This window comes from Comamonas sp. UBA7528 (genome assembly GCF_002479375.1).
Lineage (GTDB): Bacteria > Pseudomonadota > Gammaproteobacteria > Burkholderiales > Burkholderiaceae_C > Comamonas.
On sequence record NZ_DLMU01000015.1, the window covers coordinates 78,032 to 101,592 of the forward strand.

The window sequence follows — 23,561 nt, forward strand, 5'->3', positions numbered from 1 at the left end:
GTAATTCTTGTCAGGGCACGGCGTCAGAGCGCAGCGCTGGTGCGTCCGGGGTTGAAGATGCCCACCGGATCGAACGCGGTCTTCAGCTGTTTCTGGATGCGCTGCACCGCGGCATTCTGGGGATCGAACAGCGGTTCACCGCTGAGGGGCTGCGCAGCTTCCGCGCTGAACAGCAGCGCATCGCCGCCCACCGTGCGGGCGGCGGCTTTCAGCGCGGCGCCCGCGCTGCGCGGCGCCTGCACCCAGCGCAGGCCGCCATGCCATTCGACCAGCGGCGCGGCCGTACCGATAGGCAGCGCCAGCTCGGGCGCCGTCTGCGGCACGGACAGGCGCCACAGGCAGTGGTCAGCCGCGCGCGCGGTGAACCAGGGCAGTTGCAGCTCGCGGCAGGCAGCCCAGTCTGCGGCCGTGCTGGCGGCGTCCAGGCGGGAGCCGCCCATGCTGCGGCAAGCCGCATCCACGGCGGCCGTGGCGCCGCGCAGGCGGACGTACAGCGTGCCCGTGCCCCCATCCTGCAGCCAGCAGCTGGCATTCAACGGCAGGGGCTGGCCGCCCCAGGTGTTCAACTGTTTCAGGGCATCGGCCTGGCCGATGCCGTCAAAGCGCAGCGTGGCCTCGGCAGGTGCCACCGGCAGCACTTTCAGGCTGACTTCGGTGATCACGCCCAACGTGCCCCAGCTTCCGGCCATCAGGCGGGACACGTCGTAACCCGCCACGTTTTTCATGACCTGGCCGCCAAAGCGCAGCAGCTCGGCCTTGCCATTCAGAATTTCGATACCCAGCACATAGTCGCGCACCGCGCCCACGCTGGCACGTGCCGGGCCGGACAACCCTGCCGCCACCATGCCTCCCACCGTGGCCTGGCGGCCCTGGCGGGCAAAGTGCGGCGGCTCAAAGGCCAGGGCCTGGCCGCGTTCTGCCAGCACCTGCTCCAGCTGCGCCAGTGGGGTGCCGGCACGCACCGTCACCACCAGTTCGCTGGGTTCGTAATCGACGATGCCCTGCAGCGGGCGCACATCCAGCGCCTCGCCACGCAGTTCAAGGCCGAGGAAATCCTTGCTGCCCCCGCCCTGGATGCGCAGGGCTTGCGGGGTAGCGGCTTGGCTGGCGGCGCGCACGCGCTCGATGATCTGGCTCAGTGCTGGTTCCATGGGCAGCGATGGTAGCGGCAGCCCCCCTGGCGCGTACATGCCGGCCTTGTGATTTTTTTGAACAGCCGGCGTGAAGCGTGCTGGCCGGAGGCGTGCAGACCGCTGTTGCTACAACTTGTATAGCTGGCGGCGTTTGCATGGATTGAATCCTGACCGCCAAGCCACCCAGAGATCACACTGCAGTGCCCCAAACAGCTCCTGAAATCGCAGCATGCGGCACGGAAGCGGGCCGCCGCCCGTCCGAACGCCGCAGCCATAAAAAAAGCCCGCCAGGGGCGGGCTATGAATCGTCACGTCACTCGCAATGGGAACACCGACCGGGCGGCGGGCACCCCGTGCCCGGTCGGGAACCAGCGGCTTAGCGCTGGTAGGCGGACTCGCCGTGGCTGGTGATGTCCAGGCCTTCGCGTTCGGCTTCTTCCGACACACGCAGACCGACCGTGACCTTGCAGATCGCGAAGGCGATCGCTGCCACCACACCGGACCACACCAGAGTCACAACCACGCTTTTGAACTGCACCCACACTTGGTGGGCCATGTTGAAGCCTTCGGGCTCCACGCCACCCAGGCTGGAAGCGCAGAACACACCGGTCAGGATGGCACCCAGGATACCGCCCACGCCGTGGACGCCGAACACATCGCAGGTGTCATCGGCCTTGAGCATGCGCTTCAGACCCGACACGCCCCACAGGCACAGAGGGCCAGCGATCAGACCCATCACGATGGAACCCATGGGGCCCACGAAACCGGCAGCGGGGGTGATGGTCACCAGACCGGCCACCGCACCCGAGGCAGCACCCAGCATGGAAGCCTTGCCCTTGTGCAGGGCTTCGGCCACGATCCAGGACACGGCGGCAGCGCCGGTGGCAAGGATGGTGTTGATGAAAGCCAGACCGGCGATGCCATTGGCGGCGCCTGCAGAGCCGGCGTTGAAACCGAACCAGCCCACCCACAGCAGGGAGGCACCGACCATGGTCAGCGTCAGGCTGTGCGGAGGCAGGGCTTCACGGCCGAAACCGATGCGCTTGCCCACCATGTAGGAACCCACCAGGCCAGCGATGGCGGCGTTGATGTGCACCACGGTGCCGCCAGCGAAGTCCAGTGCGCCGTCGGCAGCCAGCAGACCACCGCCCCAGACCATGTGGGCCATGGGGATATAGCTGAAGGTGAACCACAGGATGGAGAACAGCATCACGGCAGCGAACTTGATGCGTTCGGCGAACGCACCCACGATCAGCGACACGGTGATGGCGGCGAAGGTGGACTGGAAGGCCACGAACACGTATTCGGGAATGGTCTTCAGCGCACTGGACAGCGTGTCCGGTGTGATGCCGGCCAGGAACAGCTTGTCGAAGCCGCCGAAGAACGTGCCTTCACCGCCGAATGCCAGCGAGAAGCCGTAGATGGCCCACAGCACGGTGATGGCCGAAAAGATCACGAACACCTGCGCCAGCACGGACAGCATGTTCTTGGAACGCACCAGGCCGCCGTAAAACAGTGCCAGACCGGGGATGGTCATCAGGATCACCAGCATGGTGGAAGTCAGCATCCAGGCGGTATCACCGGCGCTGAGGGTGGGAGCGGCTTCGGCAGCTGCTGCAGCGGCCGGGGCGGCGGCTTCGGCCACAGCGGCGACGGCAGGGGCGGCCTCTTGGGCCAGTGCACCGGCGGCTGCGGTCAGCAGACCCAGACCCAGTGAAAGTGCAGGGAGCGTTTTTTTCATGACTGTCTCTCGCTGAAGGGTGGAAATCAAAGGGCTTCTTTACCGGTTTCGCCGGTGCGGATGCGCACCACCTGTTCCAGGTCATAGACGAAGATCTTGCCGTCACCGATCTTGCCGGTGCGGGCTGCGGATTCGATGGCTTCCAGCGCCTGTTCCAGCACCGCGTCATCCACGGCCGCTTCCAGCTTCACCTTGGGCAGGAAATCGACCACATACTCGGCGCCGCGGTACAGCTCGGTGTGGCCCTTCTGGCGGCCAAAGCCTTTCACCTCGGTCACGGTGATGCCCTGCACGCCGATTTGCGACAGGGCTTCACGCACCTCGTCCAGCTTGAAGGGTTTGATGATGGCTGAGACCATTTTCATGATTGCGTCCTCCTGAATCGGGTGCTTCGGCGCCCGGAGTTGTAACTCGGTGGCTGGCTGCGGGGCGGCCATGCCGTCTGTCTGTTCGATGCGTACCGACTGTCACAAAGCATGGAGCGTGCCAGCCACAGTTCTCCCAAGCGGCGGCCAGGGCCCACTACAGTGTTGCCGAGGGGAAAGCGGTCGGTCACCCCGTCTGTGCACCAAAGCAGTGCAGACACCCAATATCCCGATTCCCGCCACGCACTTGTCTGGGGAGAACACGCCATGGGCCTTGCAAGCGTGCGCAGCCGCGCACTGGTTGGCATGCACGCGCAGCCAATCGAGGTGGAGGTGCATCTGGCCAACGGCCTGCCCTGCCTGACCCTGGTGGGCCTGGCCGATACCGAGGTGAAAGAGGCCCGTGAACGCGTGCGCAGCGCCATCCTGAACGCCGGGCTGGAGTTCCCGCACAGCAAACGCATCACCGTCAACCTGGCCCCGGCCGATCTTCCCAAGGACTCCGGCCGCTTCGATCTGCCCATCGCCCTGGGCATCCTGGCAGCCAGCGGGCAGATCGACCCGGCGCAGCTGGCGCGCTATGAATTTGCGGGGGAACTGTCCCTGTCCGGCGCACTGCGTCCGGTGCGCGGCGCCCTGGCCACCGCCCTGGCCATGCAGCTGCACCGCGAGAGCACGCCTTTGGTGCTGCCCCAGGACAGTGCCCGTGAAGCCGCGCTGGTGCCGGACACCACGGTCTATGCCGCCGCCCATCTGCTCGACGTGGTGCGGGCCCTGCAGCCCCAGGCCACCGAGGGCCTGCCACTGGCCCAGGCCCCTGCGCCTGCTGCGGCAACGGCCGGGCCCGACCTGGCCGATGTGCAGGGCCAGGCCAGCGCCAAGCGCGCGCTGGAGATTGCCGCCGCCGGCGGTCACGGCGTGCTGCTGGTGGGGCCCCCGGGCAGTGGCAAATCCATGCTGGCCCAGCGCTTTGCCGGCCTGCTACCGCCGCTGACCCCGCTGGAGGCACTGGAAGCCGCGGCCATGTCCAGCCTGGTCGGCCCCTTCGACGCCGGCACCTGGGGCCAGCGCCAGATTGCAGCGCCCCACCACACCGCCAGCGCCGTGGCGCTGGTGGGCGGCGGTTCACCCCCTCGGCCGGGCGCCATCTCCCGCGCCCACCATGGCGTGCTGTTTCTGGACGAGTTTCCGGAATTCGCCCGGACGGCCCTGGAGGCGCTGCGCGAACCGCTGGAGACCGGGCGCATCCAGATCGCCCGCGCCGCCCAGCAGGCCGACTTTCCTGCCCGCTTCCAGCTGGTGGCCGCCATGAACCCCTGTCCCTGCGGCCTCCAGGGCAGCCCCCGCTGCCGCTGCACACCCGATCAGGTGGCGCGCTACCACGCCAAGCTCAGCGGCCCGCTGCTGGACCGCATCGATCTGCAGGTGGAAGTCCCGGCTCTGGCTCCGGCCGAGCTGTTGCAGCGCAGCGAACCCGGCAGCGCCGGCGCGCCCGCCGAGACCAGCGCCCACGTACAGGCCCGCGTGGTGCAAGCCCGCCACCTGGCGCTGCAGCGCCAGGGCCACGCCAACCAGTGGCTGGAAGCCGCCACGCTGCAGCAGCACCTGCAGCTGGACGACGCCGCCCAGGCCCTGGCCCGCAAAGCCGCCGAACGCCTGGGCTGGTCGGCCCGCGCCACCCATCGCGCGCTCAAGGTGGCGCGCACCATCGCCGACCTGGCCGACAGCCCGGGCGTGCAGGCCGCCCATGTGGCGGAAGCCCTGCAATATCGGCGCGCCATCGTCCGGCCGCACCCTTGAGACAAACGCACCATTTTGGTGCAAAACCCAACAGTGCGCCCCGTGCCATGCCGATACCGCACATTGCCGCCCATCTGCAGGCCGATGAACGGTAGAAGACGGCGACTTGGCGGCAGAACCCGCCTCTGCGGTCCCCGCTGGCTCCGCCATGCGCCACCGCTCAGCCGGTACCTGACGTTATGCCCACTGGGGCTCGGCCACGGGCGCCGACACCACCGCGTCCCTGGCCCCCACCACCGGTTCTACCACCTCCTGCAGCAGCTGCGCCATCGCCCGCAGCGCCGGCGACCAGCTGGCCTGCGGTCCGGTGACAAAGCAGGTGTCCACCTGGGCGATCCCGGCCAGTGCCGGCGGCAGCGGGCACCAGTGCACGCCGAAGCGCTGCTGCTGGGCCGCGATCAGGGCCTGGGGCAGCAGGGCGTAGCCCATGCCGGCGGCCACACAGCCCAGGATGGCATCCAGCGTGCCCAGCTCCATGATCTGCACGGCGGTGATGCCCTGACTGGCCAACAGCAGCTCGATGCGCTGGCGGTAGCTGCAGCCCTGGCGGAAAGCCAGGAAAGGGGTGCTGCCCAGTTGCTCGGGCGTGGGAAAGGCCGCCAGCGGCGCTACGCTGACCAGCACCAGGGTCTCGCGGAACACCGGCCAGCCCGTCAGGCGCGCCTGCGGCGGCAGGCCGGCCACGAAGGCGCAATCGATCTGCCCGGCCAGCAGCTCGGCCAGCTGGCTGGCGGTGGGGCCGGTGCGCAGTTCCAGGGCCATGCCCGGGTGCCGCTGGTGCAGCTGCGCCAGCAGCGGCGGCAGGCGCAGCGCGGCCGTGGTTTCCATGCTGCCGATGCGCAGCGCGCCGGGCGCCGCCTGGCGGCCCTGCAACAGGGCCAGGGCCTCGTCATGTGCCTGCAGCATCTGCTGGGCATAGCGGCGCAGCAGCCGCCCGGCGGGCGTGGGGTGCACCGGGGCACTGCGTTCCAGCAGCTGGGCGCCGGCCTCGTCTTCCAGTTTCTTGATGTGCGCCGTCACATTGGACTGCACGGTGTGCAGCAGCTGGGCGGCCGCACCGAAGCTGCCGGATTCGCACACGGCTTCGAACATGCGCAGGGATTTGAGTTGCATGGCGACCCCATCTGAAAAAAAGATGCAAGCCATCATTTTGAATCATTGGACATGATGACTTCAGTGCCCGTACGCTCTGCACCACTGGCTTCCGGCCGGCACGCGGTGCCGGCGTCTCCCCCTGAAAGCGCTCGCGTGATCCACCGCAACGAACTGCCTTTGTTTTTCACCGGCTTTGCCGCCACGCTCAGCGGCGTGGGCCTGGCCCGCTTTGCCTACACGGCGCTGATGCCACAGATGGTGCACGCCGGCTGGTTCAGCGGCGAACAGGTGGCCTATCTGGGAGCGGCCAATCTGCTGGGCTATCTGGTGGGCGCGCTGGCCGCCGCACCGCTGGCCGAGCGCCTGGGCACGCTGCGTGTGCTGGCGGCCTGCTGGCTGGCCGTGGCGTTCAGCTTTGCCGCCTGCAGCCAGGCCCAGCCGATGGCACTGTTCTTTGTCTGGCGGCTGGTGTCCGGCATTGCCGGCGCCGTGCTGATGGTGCTGGGTCCATCGGTGGCCATGGCCGCCACACCGGTACAGCGCCGTGCGGCGCTGGGGCCGTTGATGTTCTGCGGCATCGGCTGCGGCGCACTGCTGTCGGCCACCCTGGTGCCGGCCCTGGCTGCGACCAGCCTGTCCCTGGTGTGGTGGGCGCTGGCAGCGGCGAGCGCGCTGGCCGGCTGGGGGGGCTGGCACCAGGCACGGCTGCTGCCGGCGCCGGCACCGCAGGCGCTGTCGCCCCAGCCGGGTGCCGCCCTGCGCAGCACACCGCTGTGGACGTTGCCGGTGCTGCTGGTGATGCTGGCCTACACCTGTGACGCCTTCGGCTTTGTCCCCCACACCGTGTTCTGGGTGGACTACCTGGCGCGCGAGCTGCACCTGGGTGCGGCCTATGCGTCCACCCAATGGGCATTCTTTGGTCTGGGGGCCATCGCCGGTCCGCTGGCGGCCGCGTTCTGCGCCAGCCGCTGGGGCTGGTGGGGCACCACCACCAGCGCCTACGCCATCAAGGCGGCGGCGATTGCGCTGCCGCTGGTGTGGGCAAGCTTTGCCGGCCATGCCACGTCGGCGTTCCTGGTGGGCGCGCTGTCGCCGGGCATGGCGGCCATCACCTCCGGTTACCTGATGCAACTGATCGGCCCGCTGCAACACAAGAAGATGTGGGGCTATGCCACGGCCGCCTTTGCACTGATGCAGGCCGTGTCCGGCTACTTCATGGCCTGGATGTATGCCGGCACCGGTGTCTACCAGCCGCTGTTCGCCATCGGCAGCGCCGTGCTGCTGGCCGGCACGGTGATGGTGGTGGCCAGCCGGTGGGCCCGCCAGGTCCCGGTGACGGCCTGAGCGCGTTTTGGTTTTTCTGGATCACAAGGATTGGCTATGACCCCCTCCCTCCCCCACTGGATGACCCGTCTGGGCCTGCAGCACCCCCTCATCCAGGCGCCCATGGCAGGCACCTCCACGCCGCAGCTGGCTGCCGCCGTCAGCGAGGCCGGCGCACTGGGCTCGGTGGGCATTGGCGCCTACAGCGTGGAACAGGCCCAGCAGCACATCGCCCAGACCCAGGCACTGACGCAGCGGCCCGTCAACGTCAATCTGTTCTGCCACCAACAGGCCACGGCGGATGTGGAACGTGAAGCCGCCTGGATCCGCTACCTGGCACCGGAATTTGCCCGCTTTGGTGTGCAGCCTCCCAGCCAGCTGCGCAGCATCTACGCCACGGCCGTGGGCAATGCCGCACTGCAGGCCATGCTGCTGGCGCAAAAGCCCGCCGTGATCAGCTTTCATTTCGGCCTGCCGGAGCAGGCGTTCATCGCCGCACTGCGCGCCGCCGGCATCACCACCCTGGCCTGCGCCACCACGCTGGACGAGGCCCGCCAGATCGAACAGGCCGGCGTGGACGTGGTGGTGGCCCAGGGTATGGAGGCCGGTGGCCACCGCGGCGCCTTTGTGCCGGAGCAGGACCGGCTGATGGGCACGTTCGCCCTGACCCGCGTGCTGACCGCCCACTGCCAGCTGCCCGTGGTGGCGGCCGGCGGCATCATGGACGGCAGTGGGATTGCCGCTGCGCTGGAGCTGGGCGCCTGCGCCGTGCAAATGGGCACCGCCTTCATCCTGTGCCCCGAATCTGCCGCCAGCCCCGCCTACCGGGCCGAGCTGCAGAGCGAACGGGCCCACCACACGGCCATCACCGCCGCCATCTCCGGCCGCCCGGCGCGCGGCATGGCCAACCGCCTGCACCTGCTGGGCGCCGACTACGCCGGCGATCTGCCCGGCTACCCCATGGTGTACGACGCCGGCAAGGCATTGCACCAGGCCGCAAGCGCACAGGGCCGCAGCGACTATGCGGCCCACTGGGCCGGCCAGGGCGCCCCGCTGGCCCGGGCCCTGCCTGCCGCCACGCTGGTGCAGACCCTGGCGCAGGAGCTGGCCCAGGCGCGCCCGGCCTGAGCCCTCCACACCGTCCGTGTACGCCGCAGGTCGGTGCCGGTAAGGCGACCCGGCCTCGGTCCCGCATGGTGCCGTGGCGGCGGGCAGGTCGTTCGCCCGGCGCCGTGCGGTGCGCCACTACACTCCGACGTTCTGTGTCATTTTGTGAAATGGTTGCCTGTGTCCGTGTCCGTGTCCGTGTCTGTTCCGGTTTCCCGCCGCCGCTGCCTGTGGGCAGGCGTGGCTGTTTTTTCTGCACTGAACCTGGCCGCCTGCGCCACCGCCCCGACTCCCACTGCGGCCGAAAGCCAGGATGCGCTGATCCAGCGCTTTTACCAGCTGGTGGCGGACGGTGATTTCGACAGCTGCGTGCCCCTGGTCGGTGCCCGCAACATCTCCAAGGAAGCGCTGGCCGGCTTTGAAGACAAGCTGCGCCGCATGCTGGCCGGCGCCAAGGCCAAGATCGATTCCAAAGGCGGCTTGCAGCAGGTGGAAATCGTGGAGCGCGTGCCCTCCGAAGACGGGCAGTTCACCAAGCTGCGGGTGCTGGTGCGCTATGGCGATGGCAACACCCGCCGCGAGCGCATGAATGTGTTCCAGGAAGACGGCGTCTGGAAAGTGCTGCTGTGAAGCCGTGGCGGCGCTGCGCCGCCATGCTGCTGATCGCCGGCGCCGGGCTGGCGGCCTGCCGCCTCGGCGGTGCCGCACCGCTGCAGCCGCTCCTGGTGCAGCTTAGCGCGCAGGCGCAGGCCGGTGACCTGCTGTTCCGCCAGGGCACCGAAGCCATCAGCCAGCTGGTGCGCAGCGTGGATGCGGACGATTTCAGCCATGTCGGGCTGCTGGTGGCGCCCGCCACGCCTGCCGGGCTCTGGCGGGTGGTCCATGCCACGCCGTCCGAAAAGCCCGGTCAGCCCGATGCCGTGGTGCTGGACACGCTGGACTTCTACCTGCACCCGCAGCGCGCCCACAGCTACCAGCTGTACCGTGTGGCCGCCAGTGCGACGGCCCGCCAGCAGGCCGTGGACTGGGCGCTGGCCCAGCAGGGCCGCGCCTTCGATCTGCTGGATGCCGAGCGCGGCCTGTACTGCACCACGCTGGTCTGGCAGGCCTGGCACCATGCGGGGGTGGCGCTGGAGGCCCGCTTCACCGAGGTCCTGCTGCCTTTTCTCGGCGGCCGCTACCTGCTGCCTGGCGGCCTGCGGCGCGCGCCCCAGGTACAGGCGCTGACCCCCGTGCTGCCGGTGGTGCCCGCATTGCCTGTGGTGCCCGTGTTGCCGGCTCCGTAGCGGCAGCGCTGCACCGCACCGCATCTGCCGCCTTGGGCACCGCAGTTCAGAGGAACATGCCGCCCGAGGCCTCGATGCGTTGGGCATTGATCCAGCCGCAGCCCGGCTGCAACAGCGCCGCAATGACGCCGCCGATATCGTCGGGCTGGCCCACACGGCCCAGTGCCGTCTGGCTGGCGACCATGGCGTTGAGCTGGGCGTTATCCCGCACGGCGCCGCCGCCGAAGTCGGTCTCGATGGCGCCCGGCGCCACCACATTGACGGCGATGCCGCGTGCGCCCAGCTCCTTGGCCATGTAGCGGCTCAGCACCTCGATACCGCCCTTCATCGCCGCGTAGGCGGCGTAGCCCGGCAGGGCAAAACGCGCCAGCCCGGTGGACACATTGAGGATGCGCCCCCCGTCGTTCATCAGCGGCAGCAGCTTCTGGGACAGGAAGAACGTGCCTTTGAGGTGGATGTTGACCAGCTCGTCGAACTGCGCCTCCGTCGTCTCCATGAAGCTGGCGTGGATGCCGACGCCAGCGTTGTTCACCAGGTGGTCGAAACGTTCGCGCTGCCAGTGCGCTGCCAGCGCGGCCTGCACCTGCTGGGCAAAGGCGGCAAAGCTGCGGCTGTCGGACACATCCAGCGGCAGGGCCACGGCACGGCGTCCGAGCGCCTCGATTTCGGCCACCACGGCCTGGGCTTCGGTGGCCTGGCTGCGGTAGGTCAGGATCACGTCGGTGCCCGAACGCGCCACATGCAGGGCGGCATTGCGTCCCAGTCCGCGGCTGCCGCCGGTGATCAGTGCAATGGGAGAGGTCGTGGCGGTCACAGCGGTCATTTCAGGCTCCTGCAGAAGGGAAGGTCGATGGCTGGACTTTATTGAATCGCCAGGGTTCGATAAATCACGCAAAATTGATCAGATCGTTCAAATTTGGCGAACAATGAACTCCCTGGAACGCATGCACATCTTCACGCGGGTGGCTGAGCTGGCCAGCTTCACGCAGGCCGCTGCCACCCTGGGCCTGCCCAAGGCCAGCACCTCCACGGCGGTGCAGCAGCTCGAGGCCGGGCTGGGCACACGGCTGCTGCACCGCACGACGCGGCGGGTGCAGCTCACCCAGGACGGCCAGACCTATTACGAACGCTGCAAGGACCTGCTGGCCGATGTGGACGAGCTGCAGTCCATGTTCCAGCATGCCGACCGCGGCGGTCTGCAGGGCCGGGTGCGCATCGACATGTCCACGGGCATGGCGCGCAACGTGGTCGTGCCGCAGTTGCCGGCCCTGCTGGACCAGCACCCCGGCCTGGCCGTGGAGCTGAGCAGCACCGAGCGGCGCGTGGACGTGGTGCGCGAAGGATTCGACTGCGTGCTGCGCAGCGGCGCCGTGGTCGACCAGAGCCTGGTCGCCCGCCCGCTGGGCATGGCCCCCCTGGTCAACTGCGTGAGCCCGGCCTATGTGCAGCGCTACGGCCGGCCCGAACACCTGCAGGATCTGGACCGCCACCGCCTGGTGCACTTCGTCAACACCCTGGGCGCCGCCTCGGCGGGGTTCGAGGCCCTGGTCGACGGCCGCCTGGTGCAGCGCCCCATGGCGGGGGCGGTCACCGTGAACAATGCCGAGGCCTATGTGTCGGCCTGCCGGGCCGGACTGGGCATCATCCAGGTGCCCCGCCTGGGGGTGGAAGACCTGCTGGCACGGGGCGAACTGCTGGAGGTGCTGCCCCGCCACCAGGCCCCGCCCATGGCCCTGACCCTGATGTACGCCACGCGCCGCCACCTGCCGCGCCGGGTCAGGGTGGTCATGGACTGGCTGGCCGCCGTGGTGGCCGCGTACCTGGCCGCCGACACGGGCGAAGTCCCGGTCCGGCCTGCGGACTAGACCCCCAGGTACTGCTGGCGCACCGTCGCATCCCCGGCCAGGGCCGCCATGGTGCTGTGGTGCACGATCTGGCCTTTTTCCAGCACGTAGGCACGGTCGGCCACCACCTCGGCAAACGGCAGGTTCTGCTCGCTCAGCAAAATGCCGATGCCCTGGGCCTTGAGCTCCAGGATGGTGCGCGCCATCTGCTCGACGATCAGCGGCGCCACGCCTTCGGACGGCTCGTCCAGCAGCACCAGACAGGGCTGGCCCATCAGCGTGCGCGCAACCGACAGCATCTGCTGTTCACCGCCGCTCATGCGGCCGCCCAGGCGATCGGGCATCTCGCCCAGATTCGGGAACAGTGCAAAAAGCTTTTCAGGCGTCCAGTGCGGCACGGCCGTGCCGTCGGGCCAGGAACGCGGCTTCTGCCGGCCGACTTCCAGGTTCTCCAACACCGTCAGCTCGGTGAAGATGCGCCGGTCTTCCGGCACATAGCCCAGGCCGCGCTGGGCGATCTGGTGCGACGCCTGGTGCGTGATGGCCTCGCCCCTGAAAAGAATTTTTCCTTCGCGGCGCGGCACCAGGGCGGCGATGCTTTTGAGCGTGGTGGATTTGCCCGCGCCATTGCGCCCCATCAAGGCCACCACTTCACCGCGCCCCACGCTCAGACCCACGCCGTGCAGGATATGGGCCGCGCCATACCAGGCATTCAGGCCGTCCACCTGCAGCAACAGCGGGGCGGAGGGGTCCGCCCCCCCCGCACCCCGGGTTGCGGCCACGCCGCTGTCCATCGCACTCATTTTTGTTTCTCCAGCACCAGTCCGGTCCCCAGATACGCCTGCTGCACCCGGGCATCTGCCCGGATGGCCTGCGGCGTGCCTTCGGCCAGCAGCTGGCCGCGCACCAGCACGGCCACGCGGTCGGCCTGGCCGAACACCACGTCCATGCTGTGCTCGGTGAACAGCACGCCCATGCGCCGCTGCCGGGCGATCTGGCGCGTGAGCTGCATCAGCGCCACGCGCTCGCCGGGCGCCATGCCGGCGGTGGGCTCGTCCATCAGCAGCAGCTGGGGGCTGTGGGCCAGCGCCATGGCCAGCTCCACCCGCTTCACATCGCCGTAGGCCAGCTCGCTGCAGGGGCGGTCGGCCTGGGCGTCCATGCCCACCTGTGCCAGCAGCGCCAGCGCATCGCTGCGGCGGTGGGCGGTGGCGCGGCGCCACCAGTGGAAGATGCTGCGGTCGGCCGAGAGCAGGGCCATCTGCACGTTCTCGGCCACCGTCAGCGTGGCAAAAGTCTGGGCCACCTGGAAGGTGCGGCCCACGCCCCGTCGCCACACGGCGCGCGGAGGCAGACCGGTGATGTCCTGGCCGTTCAACCGCACCTGGCCGCTGTCGGGTGCCAACTGGCCGCCCACCATGTTGAAGGTGGTGCTCTTGCCCGCACCGTTGGGGCCGATCAGCGCCAGCAGCTCGCCGGCCTGGAGCAGCAGCGACACGTTCTGCACCGCCTGCACGCCCCCGAAGGCCTTGCTCAGATGTGTGACTTGCAGCAGGCTCATGCGGCAGCTCCCTGGTTCTTGCGCGGCACCAGCCGCGCCCACAGCATCTGCACAAAGCCCGAAATGCCCTGGGGAAACAGCAGCACCAGCACCAACATGATGCCGCCCAGCAGCGCGCGCCAGTATTCGGTGTTGCGTGCCACGGTGTCGTGCAGCCAGGTGAAGGCCGCGGCCCCGACCACGGGGCCGGCCAGCGTCTGCACGCCGCCGAGCAGCACCATCACCAGCGCGTCGACGGATTTGGTGACCGACATGGCATCCGGCGCCACACCGCCCTTGCTGAACGCAAACAGCGCACCGGCCAGACCAGCCAGCAGCCCGGCAATGACGAATGCGGTCCACTGCACGCGACGCACGTCGATGCCGATGGCGTCCGCGCGCAGCGCGGAATCGCGCGAGGCCCGCAGCGCATAACCCAGCGGGGCAAACAGCATGCGCCGCAGCAGATACAGGCCGGCCGCGCACACCGCCAGCGCCAGCCAGTAGAAGGCCGCACCCTGCGAGGCCCATTCCGGCGGCCACACGCCCGTGAGGCCATTGCTGCCGCCGGTGAAGCGGTCCCATTGGAAGACGATGGCCCAGCTGATCTGTGCGAACGCCAGCGTCAGCATGGTCAGGTACACACCCGACAGCCGCACGCAGAACCAGCCGTAGAGCAGCGCCCCGCCGGCCGCCACCAGTGGCCCCAGCAGCAGCGCGGCCGCCATGGGCAGATCCAGCTGGCGCACCAGCAGCGCCGCGCCATAGGCGCCCAGGCCGAAGTAGGCCGCATGGCCGAAGGAATGCATGCCGCCCGGGCCCACGATGAAGTGCAGGCTGGCCGCCAACAGGGCCGCGATGAAGATGTCCGTCAGCAGCACGGTGGCATAGCTGCCGGCGTCCCCGGCGGCCAGCGGCAACAGCACCAGGGCGGCGACCACGCCCAGCCATGCCGCCGACGCCCCGCGGCCGGGGGCGCGCAGCGGCTGCTCGGGTTCCCCGCCGCTGCGAGCCAGGGCCTGGGGCTTGCCCAGCAGGCCCCAGGGGCGCCAGACCAGCACCACGGCCATCACCAGGAATTCGACCACCAGCGTGAGCTTGGAGAACGACACCTCCACGCCGCCGATCTCCTGTACACCCAGCCAGATGCAAATGGCCTTGAGTTCGGCCACCAGCAGCGCGGCAATGAAGGCGCCGGGAATGCTGCCCATGCCGCCCACCACCACCACCACAAAGGCCGCCCCGATGGTCAGCATGTCCATCTCCAGGCTGGCCGGCTCGCGCGGCAGCTGCAGCGCACCGCCCAGGCCGGCCAGCAAGGTGCCCAGGGCAAATACCGCCGTGAACAGCCAGGCCTGGTTCACGCCCAGGGCGCCCACCATTTCCCGGTCCTGCGTGGCCGCCCGCACCAGGATGCCGAAGCGGGTTTTCGCCAGCAGCAGGGTCAGGCCCAGCAGCACCAGGGGGCCGACGGCGATCAGCAGCAGGTCGTAGGCAGGGAACTGGCGGCCCAGGATTTCCACCGCGCCTTCAAAGCCGGCCGCACGCGGCCCGAACAGCTCTTCCGGTCCCCACAGCCACAGGACGGCATCCTTGATGACCAGCACCAGTGCGAACGTGGCCAGCAGCTGGAACAGCTCGGGTGCCTGGTAGATGCGGCGCAGCAGCAGCATCTCGGTGAGCGCCCCCAGCAGGCCGCAGGCCAGCGGCGCCAGCAGCAGCGCAGGCCAGAAACCGATGTGCGGCGCCAGGTGCTCGACGCTGCTGAAGGCCATGAACGCCCCCAGCATGAAGAACGATCCGTGGGCAAAATTGATGGTGCGGGTGACGCCAAAAATCAGCGACAGCCCCACCGACACCAGAAACAGCGACGATGCGCTGGCCAGCCCGTTCAGCAACTGGGCCAGCAGGCCGGATGCGCTCATGCCGAGCTCCTCGTTCGCAACATATCTTTCCTGCGGGTGTGAAAAAGCCACCCGGGCGGGCCAGCATGCGCACTGGTCGCCAAGGTGGCTGTCAGCCAAAGACGCAATTATTGCGCGCTGGCGGGGCGGAGTTTCTTGACCGCTTCATCCGAAGGCTGGTAGTCCTTGCCATCGGCGTAGTAGAAGTCGGTCATGATGCCGCGCTGCATCTTCTGGCTGTAGGTGGTCTTGCCCACAAATGCCCCCATGGTGGACTGGTTGTCCTGGGCCCGGTAGGTAATGGGGCCCCAGGGGGTGTTCACCGGCAGGCCCTTGAAGGCGGCGATCAGCTTTTCGGTGTCGGTGCTGTTGGCCTTCTTGATGCCGGCCGCCAGCGACTGGATCGCGTTGTAGCCCACGATGGTGCCCAGGCGCGGATAGTCCTTGAACTTGGCTTCATAGGCCTTCAGGAACGCCTGGTGTTCCGGTGTCTGGATGGCGTACCAGGGGTAGCCGGTGACGATCCAGCCCTCGGGCGCCTCCTGGCGCAGCGCGTCCAGGTATTCGGGCTCGCCCGAGAGCAGGCCCACCACGGCGCGGTCCTTGAACAGGCCCCGGGTGTTGCCCTCGCGCACAAACTTGCCCAGGTCCGCCGAGAACAGCACGTTGAAGATGGCGTCGGGCTTGGCGTCGGCCAGTGCCTGCACCACCGAGCCGGCGTCGATCTTGCCCAGGGCGGGCGCCTGTTCGGCCACGAACTCGATGTCCGGCTGGGCTTCCTTCATCAGCTTCTTGAAGGTGGCCACCGCCGACTGGCCGTATTCGTAGTTGGGGTAGACGATGGCCCAGCGCTTCTTCTTCAGCTTGACGGCTTCCTTCACCAGCATGGCGGTCTGCATGTAGGTGGAGCCACGCAGGCGGTAGGTGTAGCGGTTGCCGTTTTCCCAGACCACCTTGTCGGTCAGCGTCTCGGATGCCAGGAAGAAACGCTTCTTCTGGCCCGCATAGTCGGTCAGCGCCATGCCCACATGCGACAGAAAGCTGCCGGTGAGCACATCGACCTTCTCGCGGGTGTAGAGCTCTTCGGCCGCGCGCACGGCATCGCCGGGGTTGCCGTTGTCGTCCCGGATGACCAGCTGCACCTTTTTGCCCAGCAGGCCGCCCGAGGCATTGATCTGCTCCACCGCCAGGTCCATCCCCTTTTTATAGGGTTCCAGGAAGGCTGGCATGGCTTTGTAGCTATTGATTTCACCGATCTTGAGCACCGCCTGTGCCCAGGCTGGCGCGGCGGCCAGGGTCAGCAACGGCAGGCTCCAGCGCATATACGACCCATGGGATGTGGACATCGTCATTCTCCTTATTACGCATCCATATCAAGACAAGGCCTCGAACTGTACCCTTTTGCCAGCATTTGCCGGACAATATCGCGTTAACCCGATGGTCTGCCCGGCCGCCACAAAGCCTCCACGCCACGCATTGCGATGCGCCAGCCCCGAAGCTTTCCGCCACCGTCCGCTGGCCCGGCGTCTGTTCGCTGCCTTGCAGCGCCCAGGCATCGCTTTTTCAGACACCACCCATCTTTGCCATCATGAGTGCTTTTCTCGAAGAACGCGTGTTGTCCGTTCACCACTGGACCGACCGCCTTTTCTCCTTCACCACGACGCGGGATACCGCGCTGCGTTTCTCCAACGGCCATTTCACGATGATCGGCCTGAAGGTGAACGGCAAGCCCCTGCTGCGTGCCTATTCCATCGCCAGCCCGAACTACGAGGAACACCTGGAGTTCCTGTCCATCAAGGTGCCGGACGGCCCGCTGACCTCGAAGCTGCAGAACATCCAGGTGGGCGACACCGTCATCGTCGGCAAGAAGCCCACGGGCACGCTGCTGATCGACTACCTGCTGCCCGGCAAGAACCTGTACCTGATCGGCACCGGCACCGGCCTGGCGCCCTGGCTGGCCGTGGCCCGCGACCCCGAGACCTATGAGCGTTTCGACAACGTGGTCGTGGTGCATGGCGTGCGCCAGGTGGAAGAGCTGGCCTACCAAGCGCTGTTCGAGAAGGAACTGCCCGAGCACGAATTCCTGGGCGACATCGTCCAGGGCAAGCTGCACTACTACCCCACCGTGACGCGCGAGCCCTTCCGCAACCAGGGCCGTATTTCGGACCAGATCAATGCCGGCACCTTCCCGCAGAACCTGGGCCTGCCCGCACTGAACCCGGAAACCGACCGCATCATGCTGTGCGGCAGCCCCGCCATGCTGGCCGAGCTCAAGGAAATGCTGGAAGAGCGCGGCTTCAAGGAAGGCAACACCACCACCCCGGGCGACTTCGTGATCGAACGCGCCTTCGTGGAAAAGTAAGCTCCGCGCCCTGCGCCGAGCCCGGAGCCGCGTGCGGCTCCCCCAGGCCTGCCGCGTGCAGGCCTTTTTTTATGCGGCTGCGTCCTGCGGCGCGGCCGCATCGTCGCCGCCATGGGCGGCGTCAATGGTCTGCATATTGCCCAGCAGCTTGAGCAGATAGTGCAGCAGGTGGGCCATGTCCCCCACCGAGAAATCCGCCAGCGCCTGGCCACGGCAACCCCGGGGGAAAGAGCCTGGAGCGGGGGTGGTCGCGGCGCACCACCTGCGGTTTCCTCCCCGTCGTGCACGGCCGGCGCTCTCGCGCCCACAGGCCGCGCCCCCAACCCGCTGCACCCACGTGACAGCGCCGCTGACCGGCTTGCCCTAAGGTCGCGCCATGCCCGCCCCCCAGTTGTCCACCACCGCGCCGGAAGACGATCGCCACTTTGTGACGGCACTGGCACGCGGGCTGGAAGTGCTGTCCTGCTTTCGCTCCGGCGAAAAGCTGCTGGGCAACCAGGAGATCGCACAGCGCTGCGGCCTGCCCAAATCCACGGTGTCGCGCCTCACGCGCACGCTCACCATGCTGGGCTACCTGATCCATGTGCCCGATGCCGGCAAATACCGCCTGGGCACGGCCACGCTGGCCCTGGGCAGCGCCATGCTCACCGGGCTGGATGTGCGCCAGATTGCACGGCCGCTGATGCAGCGCCTGGCCGACTTCGCCCAGGCCGAGATCGCACTGGGCACGCGCGACCGGCACAACATGCTCTACATCGAGCACTGCCCCTGCCCGCAACCCATCATCTCGGATCTGGACATGGGCTCGCGCATTCCGCTGGCCACCACGGCCATGGGCCGCGCCTGGCTGGCCGCATGCTCGGCCGCCGACCGGCAGGAAGCGCTGGACTATCTGCAGGCCCATGCCCCCGAGCAGTGGGCGGCGGCGCAGGCCCAGGCACCGCTGTGGCCTGCCGCCAAGGAGCGTGCCCAGCCTTGGCTGACCTGTTCCTTCGGCGACTGGCTGGAGCATGTCAACGCCATTGCGCTGGCGTTTTCGCCCGGGCGCGGCCTGCCGCTGATGGTCATCAGCTGCGGCGGGCCCACGCGGCTGGTCTCGCCCGATTTTCTGATGCAACGCGCCAAGCCCGAGCTGGAGCGCATGGTGCGCCGACTGCAGCAAGCCATCTACAAGGCCTGAGGCCCCTTCTGCCTGCTAGGGCTACCGCCTGTCCCGCGCAGGACGCACAGTTACCTAGAGGACAGCGCCGCACCGGGGCACGCCCTAGCATGTGCCATGAATTTCAACGCATACCTACATTCCTCCAAGGAGACAGTCCATGAGCGTGAAAGCATTGTTTGACCTGACGGGCAAGACCGCCCTGATCACCGGCGGCTCGCGCGGCCTGGGCCTGCAGATGGCCGAAGCCCTGGGCGAGATGGGGGCCAGGCTGGCCATCACCGCCCGCAAGGCCGATGAGCTGGCCGAAGCCAAGGCGCACCTGCAAGGGCTGGGCTACGAGGTGGAAACCTTCACCAACGATCTGCAGAAATTCGACAGCATTCCCGGTCTGGTGGACGACGTGCTGGCACGCTGCAAGGACATCGACATCCTGGTCAACAATGCCGGCGCCACCTGGGGCGCCAAGGCCGAGGACTACCCCGACGAAGCCTGGCACAAGGTGATGAACCTCAACGTCAACGCGCCGTTCTTTCTGACCCGTGAAGTGGGCAAGCGCGTGATGATTCCCAAGGGCCGCGGCAATGTGATCATCACCGCTTCGGTCGCTGCCTTCAAGGGCACACCGCCCGGCATGAACACCGTGGCCTACAACACCTCCAAGGCCGCCGCCGTGCACCTGGCCAAGGTGCTGGCCTCGGAATGGGGACCGTATGGCATCCGCGTCAACTCGATCTGCCCAGGCTTCTTCCCCAGCAAGCTGGCCAACGGCCTGATCGACAAGATCGGCGACGCCATCATCGCGCGCGCGCCGCTGCGCCGCATCGGCAACGAAGAGGATCTGAAGGGTGCCGTGGCCTATCTGGCCTCCGACGCCTCGCGCCACATGACGGGCCAGGCCCTGGTGATCGACGGCGGCGCCAGCCTGTTCTGATCCGCGCGGCGCCTGCACCCCGCAGGCGCTTGCACCTCCCTTTACCAGCAGCTCCTACCGGGAGCTGTTGTTGCTTTCAGAGAGTACATAGACCTTCTCGCTCCCGTCTCCCGCCGGGCAGGGCACCACCGTCGCAACCCCATCAAGGCGCTGCATTTCTCCGTCCACGAGGGACGAAAAAAAACGCACCCGAAGGTGCGTTTTTTCGATGGCACAGATGCCACTGGGAGCGGTCCGCGCCGGCCAGCAGACCGGCAGGCGGTACCGCTGCGGCGTGCGGCTTACTTGACGGTGGAAACGGCTTCGATCTTGCCGTCCTTCACCGCCGCGCCGCGTTCCGTGGTCAGGGTGCCGCCCTTGTCGTCCACGCCCATCACGCCACCGGGGTTCACATCGGGGGCCAGTGCCTTGTAGGCATCGTTGAGCTTGGCGTGGATGGCCTTGGCATCGCTGTAGGTGCCTGCCAGCTGCATGGCCTTGGCCGTGGCGTGCACGGCGGTGTAGTTCCACTGCGCTTCCGAGCCCGGCACACGGCCCGGGTACATCTGGCCAAAGCGTTTGACGAAGGCCTGGTTGGCCGGCTTGGTGTCTTCGGACACCGGCATCACGCCGATGGCGCCTTCCAGGGTGGCATAGCCGCCGACCACGCGGGACATTTCATCCAGCTTGGCCTGGTCCATGATGATGAAGCCGCCCTTGAAACCCAGCTCGCGCGCCTGCTTGACCACCAGGGCCGTGGGCTCGGATGCACCGCCCACAAACAGCACGTCGGGCTTGGCCGCCAGCGCCTTGCTCACGCCGCTGTAGAAGTCGGTGGCGCGGTTGTAGCTCATGGGGTTTTCGGCCACCACGGTGCCGCCCAGCTTTTCCCAGCCGGGCTTGAATGCCGCCGCCCAGGCCTTGGCGTAATCGTGGTCGGCACCGACCATGGCCACCTTCTTGCCAAAGCGGTTCATCACGTATTTGGAGAAGGGGTCGATGTAGCTGGTGAACTCGGGCGGGATGCGCAGCGTCAGCTTGTTGCCGCGCGCCGTGATCTGCGGCACCGAGCTGTAGGCCAGCACAATGAAATTGCTGCGCTCGTTGGTGGTCTGCAGCGCGTAGATGCCGCCCGAATGCGGCACCAGAATGGCGGCCGTCTTGTGCTGCTGCACCAGTCGCTGGGCGTTGATGGCGGTCTCGGACGGGTTGTACTTGTCGTCCAGCGGAACGATCTCGTACTTGACCTTCTTGCCGGCGATCTCGGGGTTGGCCGCATTGATCTCGGCCACGGCCATTTGCATGCCGTCCAGCGCGTTCTTGCCGTACTGCGCGGCGCCGCCCGACAGCGGGCCGGAGTAGCCGATCTTGACCACTTCCTGGGCCATCGCAGGGCCGGCGGCCACGGCCGCGCAGGCCAGGGCCAGGCCCGTCAGCTGGCGGCGGGTGAATTGGGGAAATGCGCGCATGGTTGTCTCCTTGTGTATGGGTTTCGCGTGCCAAAAATCGGTGGCGGCGCGCAAGGGCCGGTCCGGCCAAAGTCGCGGCGCCCGGTGCGTTGCGGGGCGTCAGGCCCCGATGTACGCCTTGCGGATGGAGTCATCCGCCAGCAGCTCGGCCGGCTTGCCTTCGCGCACGATGCGGCCGTTCTCCAGCACATAGGCGCGGTGGGCAATCTTCAGCGCGGCATAGGCGTTCTGCTCGGCCAGCAGCACCGTGGTGCCCGCCTGGTTGATGCGCTGGATGACTTCGAACATCTGCTTGATGACCAGGGGGGCCAGACCCAGCGAGGGCTCGTCCAGCAGCAGCACCTTGGGCCGTCCCATCATGGCGCGGCCGATGGCCACCATCTGCTGCTGGCCGCCGGACAGCGAGCCCGCCGGGTCGTCCTTCTTCTGGCGCAGGATGGGAAACAGTTCCAGCACCTCCTCCAGCGTCTGGCGGCTCGGCCCCGGATCGCGGCGGTGCACATAAGCGCCCAGCTCCAGGTTCTTCTGCACCGTCATCTGCGGGAACAGCTTGCGCCCTTCGGGGCACTGCACCAGACCGCCTTGCACGATGGCCGAGGGCTTCTGCCCCACCAGTTCCTGGCCTTCCCAGGTGATGGAACCGCCGGCGGCCTTGTGGATCCCGCTGGCCGTGAGGAACAGCGAACTTTTGCCTGCGCCGTTGGCGCCCAGCAGCACCACCAATTCCCCCTTGTCCGCATGCAGGCTGACCTGGTCCAGCGCCAGAAAGCTGCCGTATTTCAGCGAGACGTTCTCAAATTTCAGCATGCTCGCTCCCCAGGTAGGCATCGATCACCGCAGGGTTACGGCGGATCTCTTCGGGTGTGCCTTCGGCGATCTTCTCGCCGTAGCTCAGCACCAGGATCTTGTCGGCCAGGCTCATGATCATGCCCATCTTGTGTTCGATCAGCGCCACCGTGATGCCATGGCGCACGATCTTGCGGATCAGCTCGGCCAGGCCTTCGGTTTCCTCCGGGTTCACGCCGCCGGCAGGTTCATCGAGCAGCATCAGCTTGGGGTCGGTGGCCAGCGCCAGCGCAAACGCCACGCGCTTGCGCTCTTCCTGCGAGATGTCGCCCGCCACGCGTTTGGCAATGTGGGACAGGCCCACGAAATCCAGCGCCTCGCGCGCCTTCTCGCGGCACACGCGCTCCTCCTCGCGCAGGCGGCTGGAGCCGCGCAGCACATCCCAGAGACCGGATTGCGTGCGCAGGCGGTGGCCCACGATCAGGTTGTCCAGCACCGTGGCACGGTCGAACAGCGCCGTGGTCTGGAAGGTGCGCGCCACACCCAGCCGGGCCACCTGGTCCGGGCGCAGCGAGGTCACATCCTGCCCGTCGAAGGTGATGGTGCCGCTGGTGGGCTTGTGCATGGAGCTGATCAGGTTGAAGAACGTGGTCTTGCCTGCGCCGTTGGGCCCGATGATGGCGTTGATCTTGCCTTGCTCGATGGTGGTGGTGACGTCGTTGACCGCGGCCAGCCCACCGAACTTCTTGGTCAGGTGTTCAATCTGCAGCATGGGCCTTCCCTTCCTTGGTGGCACGGCGTGTGCGCCAGGCCATGAAACTGCCCACCACACCGTAGGGCATGAAAATCACCAGCGCCACCAGGATGGGGCCGAACACGATGAAGCGGAACTCCTGCAGGAACTGCAGGTACTGGGTGATCCAGGGCATGCCGATGGCGCCCAGCAGCGGGCCCAGCACCGTGCCCATGCCGCCCACCATGGCGAAGATCATCATGTCGAAGGTGTGGTGCACCGCCGCCATGTCGGGGCCGATGAAGCGCACGAAGCCGGCGTACAGGCCCCCGGCAATGCCGGCATAGAACACGCTCAGCATGAAGGCCAGCACCTTGTTGCGCATCAGGTTGATGCCCAGCGCCTCGGCCAGCTCGTCGCTGTTGCGAATGGCGATGAATGTGCGGCCCAGCAGCGACTTGACGATGCGGCGCTTCACCCACACCAGCAGCACCAGGAAGCACAGCACGAAGTAGTACAGGCGCAGCGGCGTGTCGAACGTCAGCGCGCCAATGGCCTCGGGCTCGGGGATGCCCATGATGCCCACCGTGCCGTGGGTCAGGCCTTCCCACTTCTCGATCACCAGGAACATGATGTAGCCCACGCACAGCGTGAAGATCGAGAAGTAATGGCCTTTGAGGCGCAGCGAGATGAGGCCGATCACATAGCCCAGCGCCACGCACACCACGCCGGACATCAGCAGCGAGGCCCAGAACGTCCAGCCGTGGTCCACCGTCAGAATGCCCACGGTGTACGCACCCACCGCCATGAAGCCGGCATGCGCCAGATTCAACTGGCCGGTGTAGCCGGTGATCAGGTTCAGCCCCAGGGTGGCAATGGCAAAGATGTAGGCCGTGCTCATCACCGTCAGGAAGTAGTCGTTGCCGGCGATCCAGGGAAAGGCAATGCCCAGCAGCAGCAAGGCGCCCCAGGCCAGTTTGCTGTCAAACAATCCGCTCATG

The 23,561-nt window shown here is 67.5% G+C and carries 22 protein-coding genes; 9 read left to right on the plus strand and 13 right to left on the minus strand.

Annotation, left to right across the window (positions count from 1 at the left end):
• Positions 1-23: 23 nt before the first annotated feature.
• The 3 genes from glcE to B3349_RS18770 form a co-directional block, all read right to left on the minus strand.
• Positions 24-1,151: a glycolate oxidase subunit GlcE gene (gene glcE, locus B3349_RS18760; RefSeq protein WP_291591030.1), complete on the minus strand. Its 1,128-nt coding sequence runs from the start codon at positions 1,149-1,151 to the stop codon at positions 24-26.
• Between the two features lie 358 nt (positions 1,152-1,509).
• Complete coding sequence (locus B3349_RS18765; protein WP_279999888.1) at positions 1,510-2,874, minus strand: ammonium transporter; 1,365 nt, start codon at positions 2,872-2,874, stop codon at positions 1,510-1,512.
• A 26-nt stretch (positions 2,875-2,900) separates the two neighbouring features.
• Positions 2,901-3,239, minus strand: a complete 339-nt coding sequence (locus B3349_RS18770; RefSeq protein ID WP_066538759.1) for a P-II family nitrogen regulator — start codon at positions 3,237-3,239, stop codon at positions 2,901-2,903.
• A 267-nt stretch (positions 3,240-3,506) separates the two neighbouring features.
• Between B3349_RS18770 and B3349_RS18775 the strand changes: the two genes are divergently transcribed.
• Entirely contained in the window at positions 3,507-5,039 is a 1,533-nt protein-coding gene (locus B3349_RS18775; protein ID WP_291591032.1) for a YifB family Mg chelatase-like AAA ATPase, read from the plus strand.
• A gap of 177 nt (positions 5,040-5,216) precedes the next feature.
• Here the strand turns inward: B3349_RS18775 and B3349_RS18780 are convergent, their stop codons facing one another.
• On the minus strand, positions 5,217-6,152 hold the full coding sequence (locus B3349_RS18780; RefSeq protein ID WP_291591034.1) for a LysR substrate-binding domain-containing protein: 936 nt from the start codon (positions 6,150-6,152) through the stop codon (positions 5,217-5,219).
• Between the two features lie 135 nt (positions 6,153-6,287).
• Here B3349_RS18780 and B3349_RS18785 point away from each other — a divergent pair, with 135 nt between their 5' ends.
• The 4 genes from B3349_RS18785 (at position 6,288) to B3349_RS18800 (ending at position 9,850) form a co-directional block, all read left to right on the plus strand.
• Positions 6,288-7,478, plus strand: coding sequence for a YbfB/YjiJ family MFS transporter (locus tag B3349_RS18785; protein WP_291591036.1), 1,191 nt, complete (start codon positions 6,288-6,290; stop codon positions 7,476-7,478).
• A gap of 36 nt (positions 7,479-7,514) precedes the next feature.
• Complete coding sequence (locus B3349_RS18790; RefSeq protein WP_291591037.1) at positions 7,515-8,585, plus strand: NAD(P)H-dependent flavin oxidoreductase; 1,071 nt, start codon at positions 7,515-7,517, stop codon at positions 8,583-8,585.
• Positions 8,586-8,804: 219 nt separating this feature from the next.
• Positions 8,805-9,194, plus strand: coding sequence for a DUF4878 domain-containing protein (locus tag B3349_RS18795; RefSeq protein WP_291591039.1), 390 nt, complete (start codon positions 8,805-8,807; stop codon positions 9,192-9,194).
• A complete protein-coding gene (locus B3349_RS18800) occupies positions 9,191-9,850 on the plus strand; it encodes a YiiX/YebB-like N1pC/P60 family cysteine hydrolase (RefSeq protein ID WP_291591041.1) in 660 nt (219 codons plus the stop codon). The genes B3349_RS18795 and B3349_RS18800 overlap by 4 nt, the downstream gene beginning before the upstream one ends.
• A gap of 46 nt (positions 9,851-9,896) precedes the next feature.
• On the opposite strand, the gene B3349_RS18805 is transcribed toward B3349_RS18800, so the two are convergent.
• The gene (locus tag B3349_RS18805; protein WP_291591043.1) at positions 9,897-10,673 is read right to left on the minus strand and encodes an SDR family NAD(P)-dependent oxidoreductase; all 777 of its coding nucleotides are present in this window, start codon (positions 10,671-10,673) and stop codon (positions 9,897-9,899) included.
• 103 nt (positions 10,674-10,776) lie between these two features.
• Between B3349_RS18805 and B3349_RS18810 the strand changes: the two genes are divergently transcribed.
• On the plus strand, positions 10,777-11,715 hold the full coding sequence (locus B3349_RS18810) for a LysR family transcriptional regulator (RefSeq protein WP_291591044.1): 939 nt from the start codon (positions 10,777-10,779) through the stop codon (positions 11,713-11,715).
• Here the strand turns inward: B3349_RS18810 and B3349_RS18815 are convergent.
• The 4 genes from B3349_RS18815 to B3349_RS18830 all read right to left on the minus strand — a co-directional run bounded on the left by B3349_RS18815 (position 11,712) and on the right by B3349_RS18830 (position 16,460).
• Positions 11,712-12,488, minus strand: coding sequence for an ABC transporter ATP-binding protein (locus B3349_RS18815; protein ID WP_291591226.1), 777 nt, complete (start codon positions 12,486-12,488; stop codon positions 11,712-11,714). The genes B3349_RS18810 and B3349_RS18815 overlap by 4 nt on opposite strands.
• Positions 12,489-12,493: 5 nt before the next feature.
• On the minus strand, positions 12,494-13,255 hold the full coding sequence (locus tag B3349_RS18820; RefSeq protein WP_291591046.1) for an ABC transporter ATP-binding protein: 762 nt from the start codon (positions 13,253-13,255) through the stop codon (positions 12,494-12,496).
• Positions 13,252-15,159 carry an ABC transporter permease gene (locus tag B3349_RS18825; RefSeq protein ID WP_291591047.1) on the minus strand — a complete coding sequence of 636 codons (1,908 nt, stop codon included), beginning with the start codon at positions 15,157-15,159 and terminating at the stop codon, positions 13,252-13,254. Before B3349_RS18825 ends, B3349_RS18820 begins: the two co-directional genes overlap by 4 nt.
• Before the next feature lie 107 nt (positions 15,160-15,266).
• A complete protein-coding gene (locus B3349_RS18830) occupies positions 15,267-16,460 on the minus strand; it encodes an ABC transporter substrate-binding protein (RefSeq protein ID WP_291591228.1) in 1,194 nt (397 codons plus the stop codon).
• Positions 16,461-16,726: 266 nt separating this feature from the next.
• Here B3349_RS18830 and B3349_RS18835 point away from each other — a divergent pair, with 266 nt between their 5' ends.
• The 3 genes from B3349_RS18835 to B3349_RS18850 all read left to right on the plus strand — a co-directional run bounded on the left by B3349_RS18835 (position 16,727) and on the right by B3349_RS18850 (position 19,593).
• Positions 16,727-17,500 (plus strand): ferredoxin--NADP reductase, encoded by a 774-nt coding sequence (locus tag B3349_RS18835; protein WP_291591050.1) that lies wholly within the window; start codon positions 16,727-16,729, stop codon positions 17,498-17,500.
• Between the two features lie 376 nt (positions 17,501-17,876).
• Positions 17,877-18,680, plus strand: a complete 804-nt coding sequence (locus B3349_RS18845; RefSeq protein ID WP_291591051.1) for an IclR family transcriptional regulator — start codon at positions 17,877-17,879, stop codon at positions 18,678-18,680.
• A gap of 139 nt (positions 18,681-18,819) precedes the next feature.
• Entirely contained in the window at positions 18,820-19,593 is a 774-nt protein-coding gene (locus B3349_RS18850) for an SDR family oxidoreductase (protein WP_066538686.1), read from the plus strand.
• A 281-nt stretch (positions 19,594-19,874) separates the two neighbouring features.
• On the opposite strand, the gene B3349_RS18855 is transcribed toward B3349_RS18850, so the two are convergent.
• The 4 genes from B3349_RS18855 to B3349_RS18870 all read right to left on the minus strand — a co-directional run bounded on the left by B3349_RS18855 (position 19,875) and on the right by B3349_RS18870 (position 23,560).
• Positions 19,875-21,041, minus strand: coding sequence for an ABC transporter substrate-binding protein (locus tag B3349_RS18855; RefSeq protein WP_291591054.1), 1,167 nt, complete (start codon positions 21,039-21,041; stop codon positions 19,875-19,877).
• A gap of 99 nt (positions 21,042-21,140) precedes the next feature.
• Entirely contained in the window at positions 21,141-21,848 is a 708-nt protein-coding gene (locus tag B3349_RS18860) for an ABC transporter ATP-binding protein (RefSeq protein ID WP_066538682.1), read from the minus strand.
• Positions 21,835-22,599 carry an ABC transporter ATP-binding protein gene (locus B3349_RS18865; RefSeq protein WP_291591057.1) on the minus strand — a complete coding sequence of 255 codons (765 nt, stop codon included), beginning with the start codon at positions 22,597-22,599 and terminating at the stop codon, positions 21,835-21,837. Before B3349_RS18865 ends, B3349_RS18860 begins: the two co-directional genes overlap by 14 nt.
• Positions 22,586-23,560, minus strand: coding sequence for a branched-chain amino acid ABC transporter permease (locus B3349_RS18870; RefSeq protein ID WP_291591058.1), 975 nt, complete (start codon positions 23,558-23,560; stop codon positions 22,586-22,588). Before B3349_RS18870 ends, B3349_RS18865 begins: the two co-directional genes overlap by 14 nt.
• Position 23,561 lies beyond the last annotated feature (1 nt).

Coding starts and splice junctions, on each gene's coding strand:
- B3349_RS18850 (WP_066538686.1), top strand. CDS start 18,820: ATGAGCGTGAAAGCATTGTTTGACCTGACGGGCAAGACCGCCCTGATC.
- B3349_RS18780 (WP_291591034.1), bottom strand. CDS start 6,152: ATGCAACTCAAATCCCTGCGCATGTTCGAAGCCGTGTGCGAATCCGGC.
- B3349_RS18855 (WP_291591054.1), bottom strand. CDS start 21,041: ATGCGCGCATTTCCCCAATTCACCCGCCGCCAGCTGACGGGCCTGGCC.
- B3349_RS18860 (WP_066538682.1), bottom strand. CDS start 21,848: ATGCTGAAATTTGAGAACGTCTCGCTGAAATACGGCAGCTTTCTGGCG.
- B3349_RS18770 (WP_066538759.1), bottom strand. CDS start 3,239: ATGAAAATGGTCTCAGCCATCATCAAACCCTTCAAGCTGGACGAGGTG.
- B3349_RS18835 (WP_291591050.1), top strand. CDS start 16,727: ATGAGTGCTTTTCTCGAAGAACGCGTGTTGTCCGTTCACCACTGGACC.
- B3349_RS18790 (WP_291591037.1), top strand. CDS start 7,515: ATGACCCCCTCCCTCCCCCACTGGATGACCCGTCTGGGCCTGCAGCAC.
- B3349_RS18845 (WP_291591051.1), top strand. CDS start 17,877: ATGCCCGCCCCCCAGTTGTCCACCACCGCGCCGGAAGACGATCGCCAC.
- B3349_RS18810 (WP_291591044.1), top strand. CDS start 10,777: ATGAACTCCCTGGAACGCATGCACATCTTCACGCGGGTGGCTGAGCTG.
- B3349_RS18820 (WP_291591046.1), bottom strand. CDS start 13,255: ATGAGCCTGCTGCAAGTCACACATCTGAGCAAGGCCTTCGGGGGCGTG.
- B3349_RS18870 (WP_291591058.1), bottom strand. CDS start 23,560: ATGAGCGGATTGTTTGACAGCAAACTGGCCTGGGGCGCCTTGCTGCTG.
- B3349_RS18805 (WP_291591043.1), bottom strand. CDS start 10,673: ATGACCGCTGTGACCGCCACGACCTCTCCCATTGCACTGATCACCGGC.
- glcE (WP_291591030.1), bottom strand. CDS start 1,151: ATGGAACCAGCACTGAGCCAGATCATCGAGCGCGTGCGCGCCGCCAGC.
- B3349_RS18865 (WP_291591057.1), bottom strand. CDS start 22,599: ATGCTGCAGATTGAACACCTGACCAAGAAGTTCGGTGGGCTGGCCGCG.
- B3349_RS18775 (WP_291591032.1), top strand. CDS start 3,507: ATGGGCCTTGCAAGCGTGCGCAGCCGCGCACTGGTTGGCATGCACGCG.
- B3349_RS18815 (WP_291591226.1), bottom strand. CDS start 12,488: ATGGACAGCGGCGTGGCCGCAACCCGGGGTGCGGGGGGGGCGGACCCC.
- B3349_RS18825 (WP_291591047.1), bottom strand. CDS start 15,159: ATGAGCGCATCCGGCCTGCTGGCCCAGTTGCTGAACGGGCTGGCCAGC.
- B3349_RS18765 (WP_279999888.1), bottom strand. CDS start 2,874: ATGAAAAAAACGCTCCCTGCACTTTCACTGGGTCTGGGTCTGCTGACC.
- B3349_RS18830 (WP_291591228.1), bottom strand. CDS start 16,460: ATGCGCTGGAGCCTGCCGTTGCTGACCCTGGCCGCCGCGCCAGCCTGG.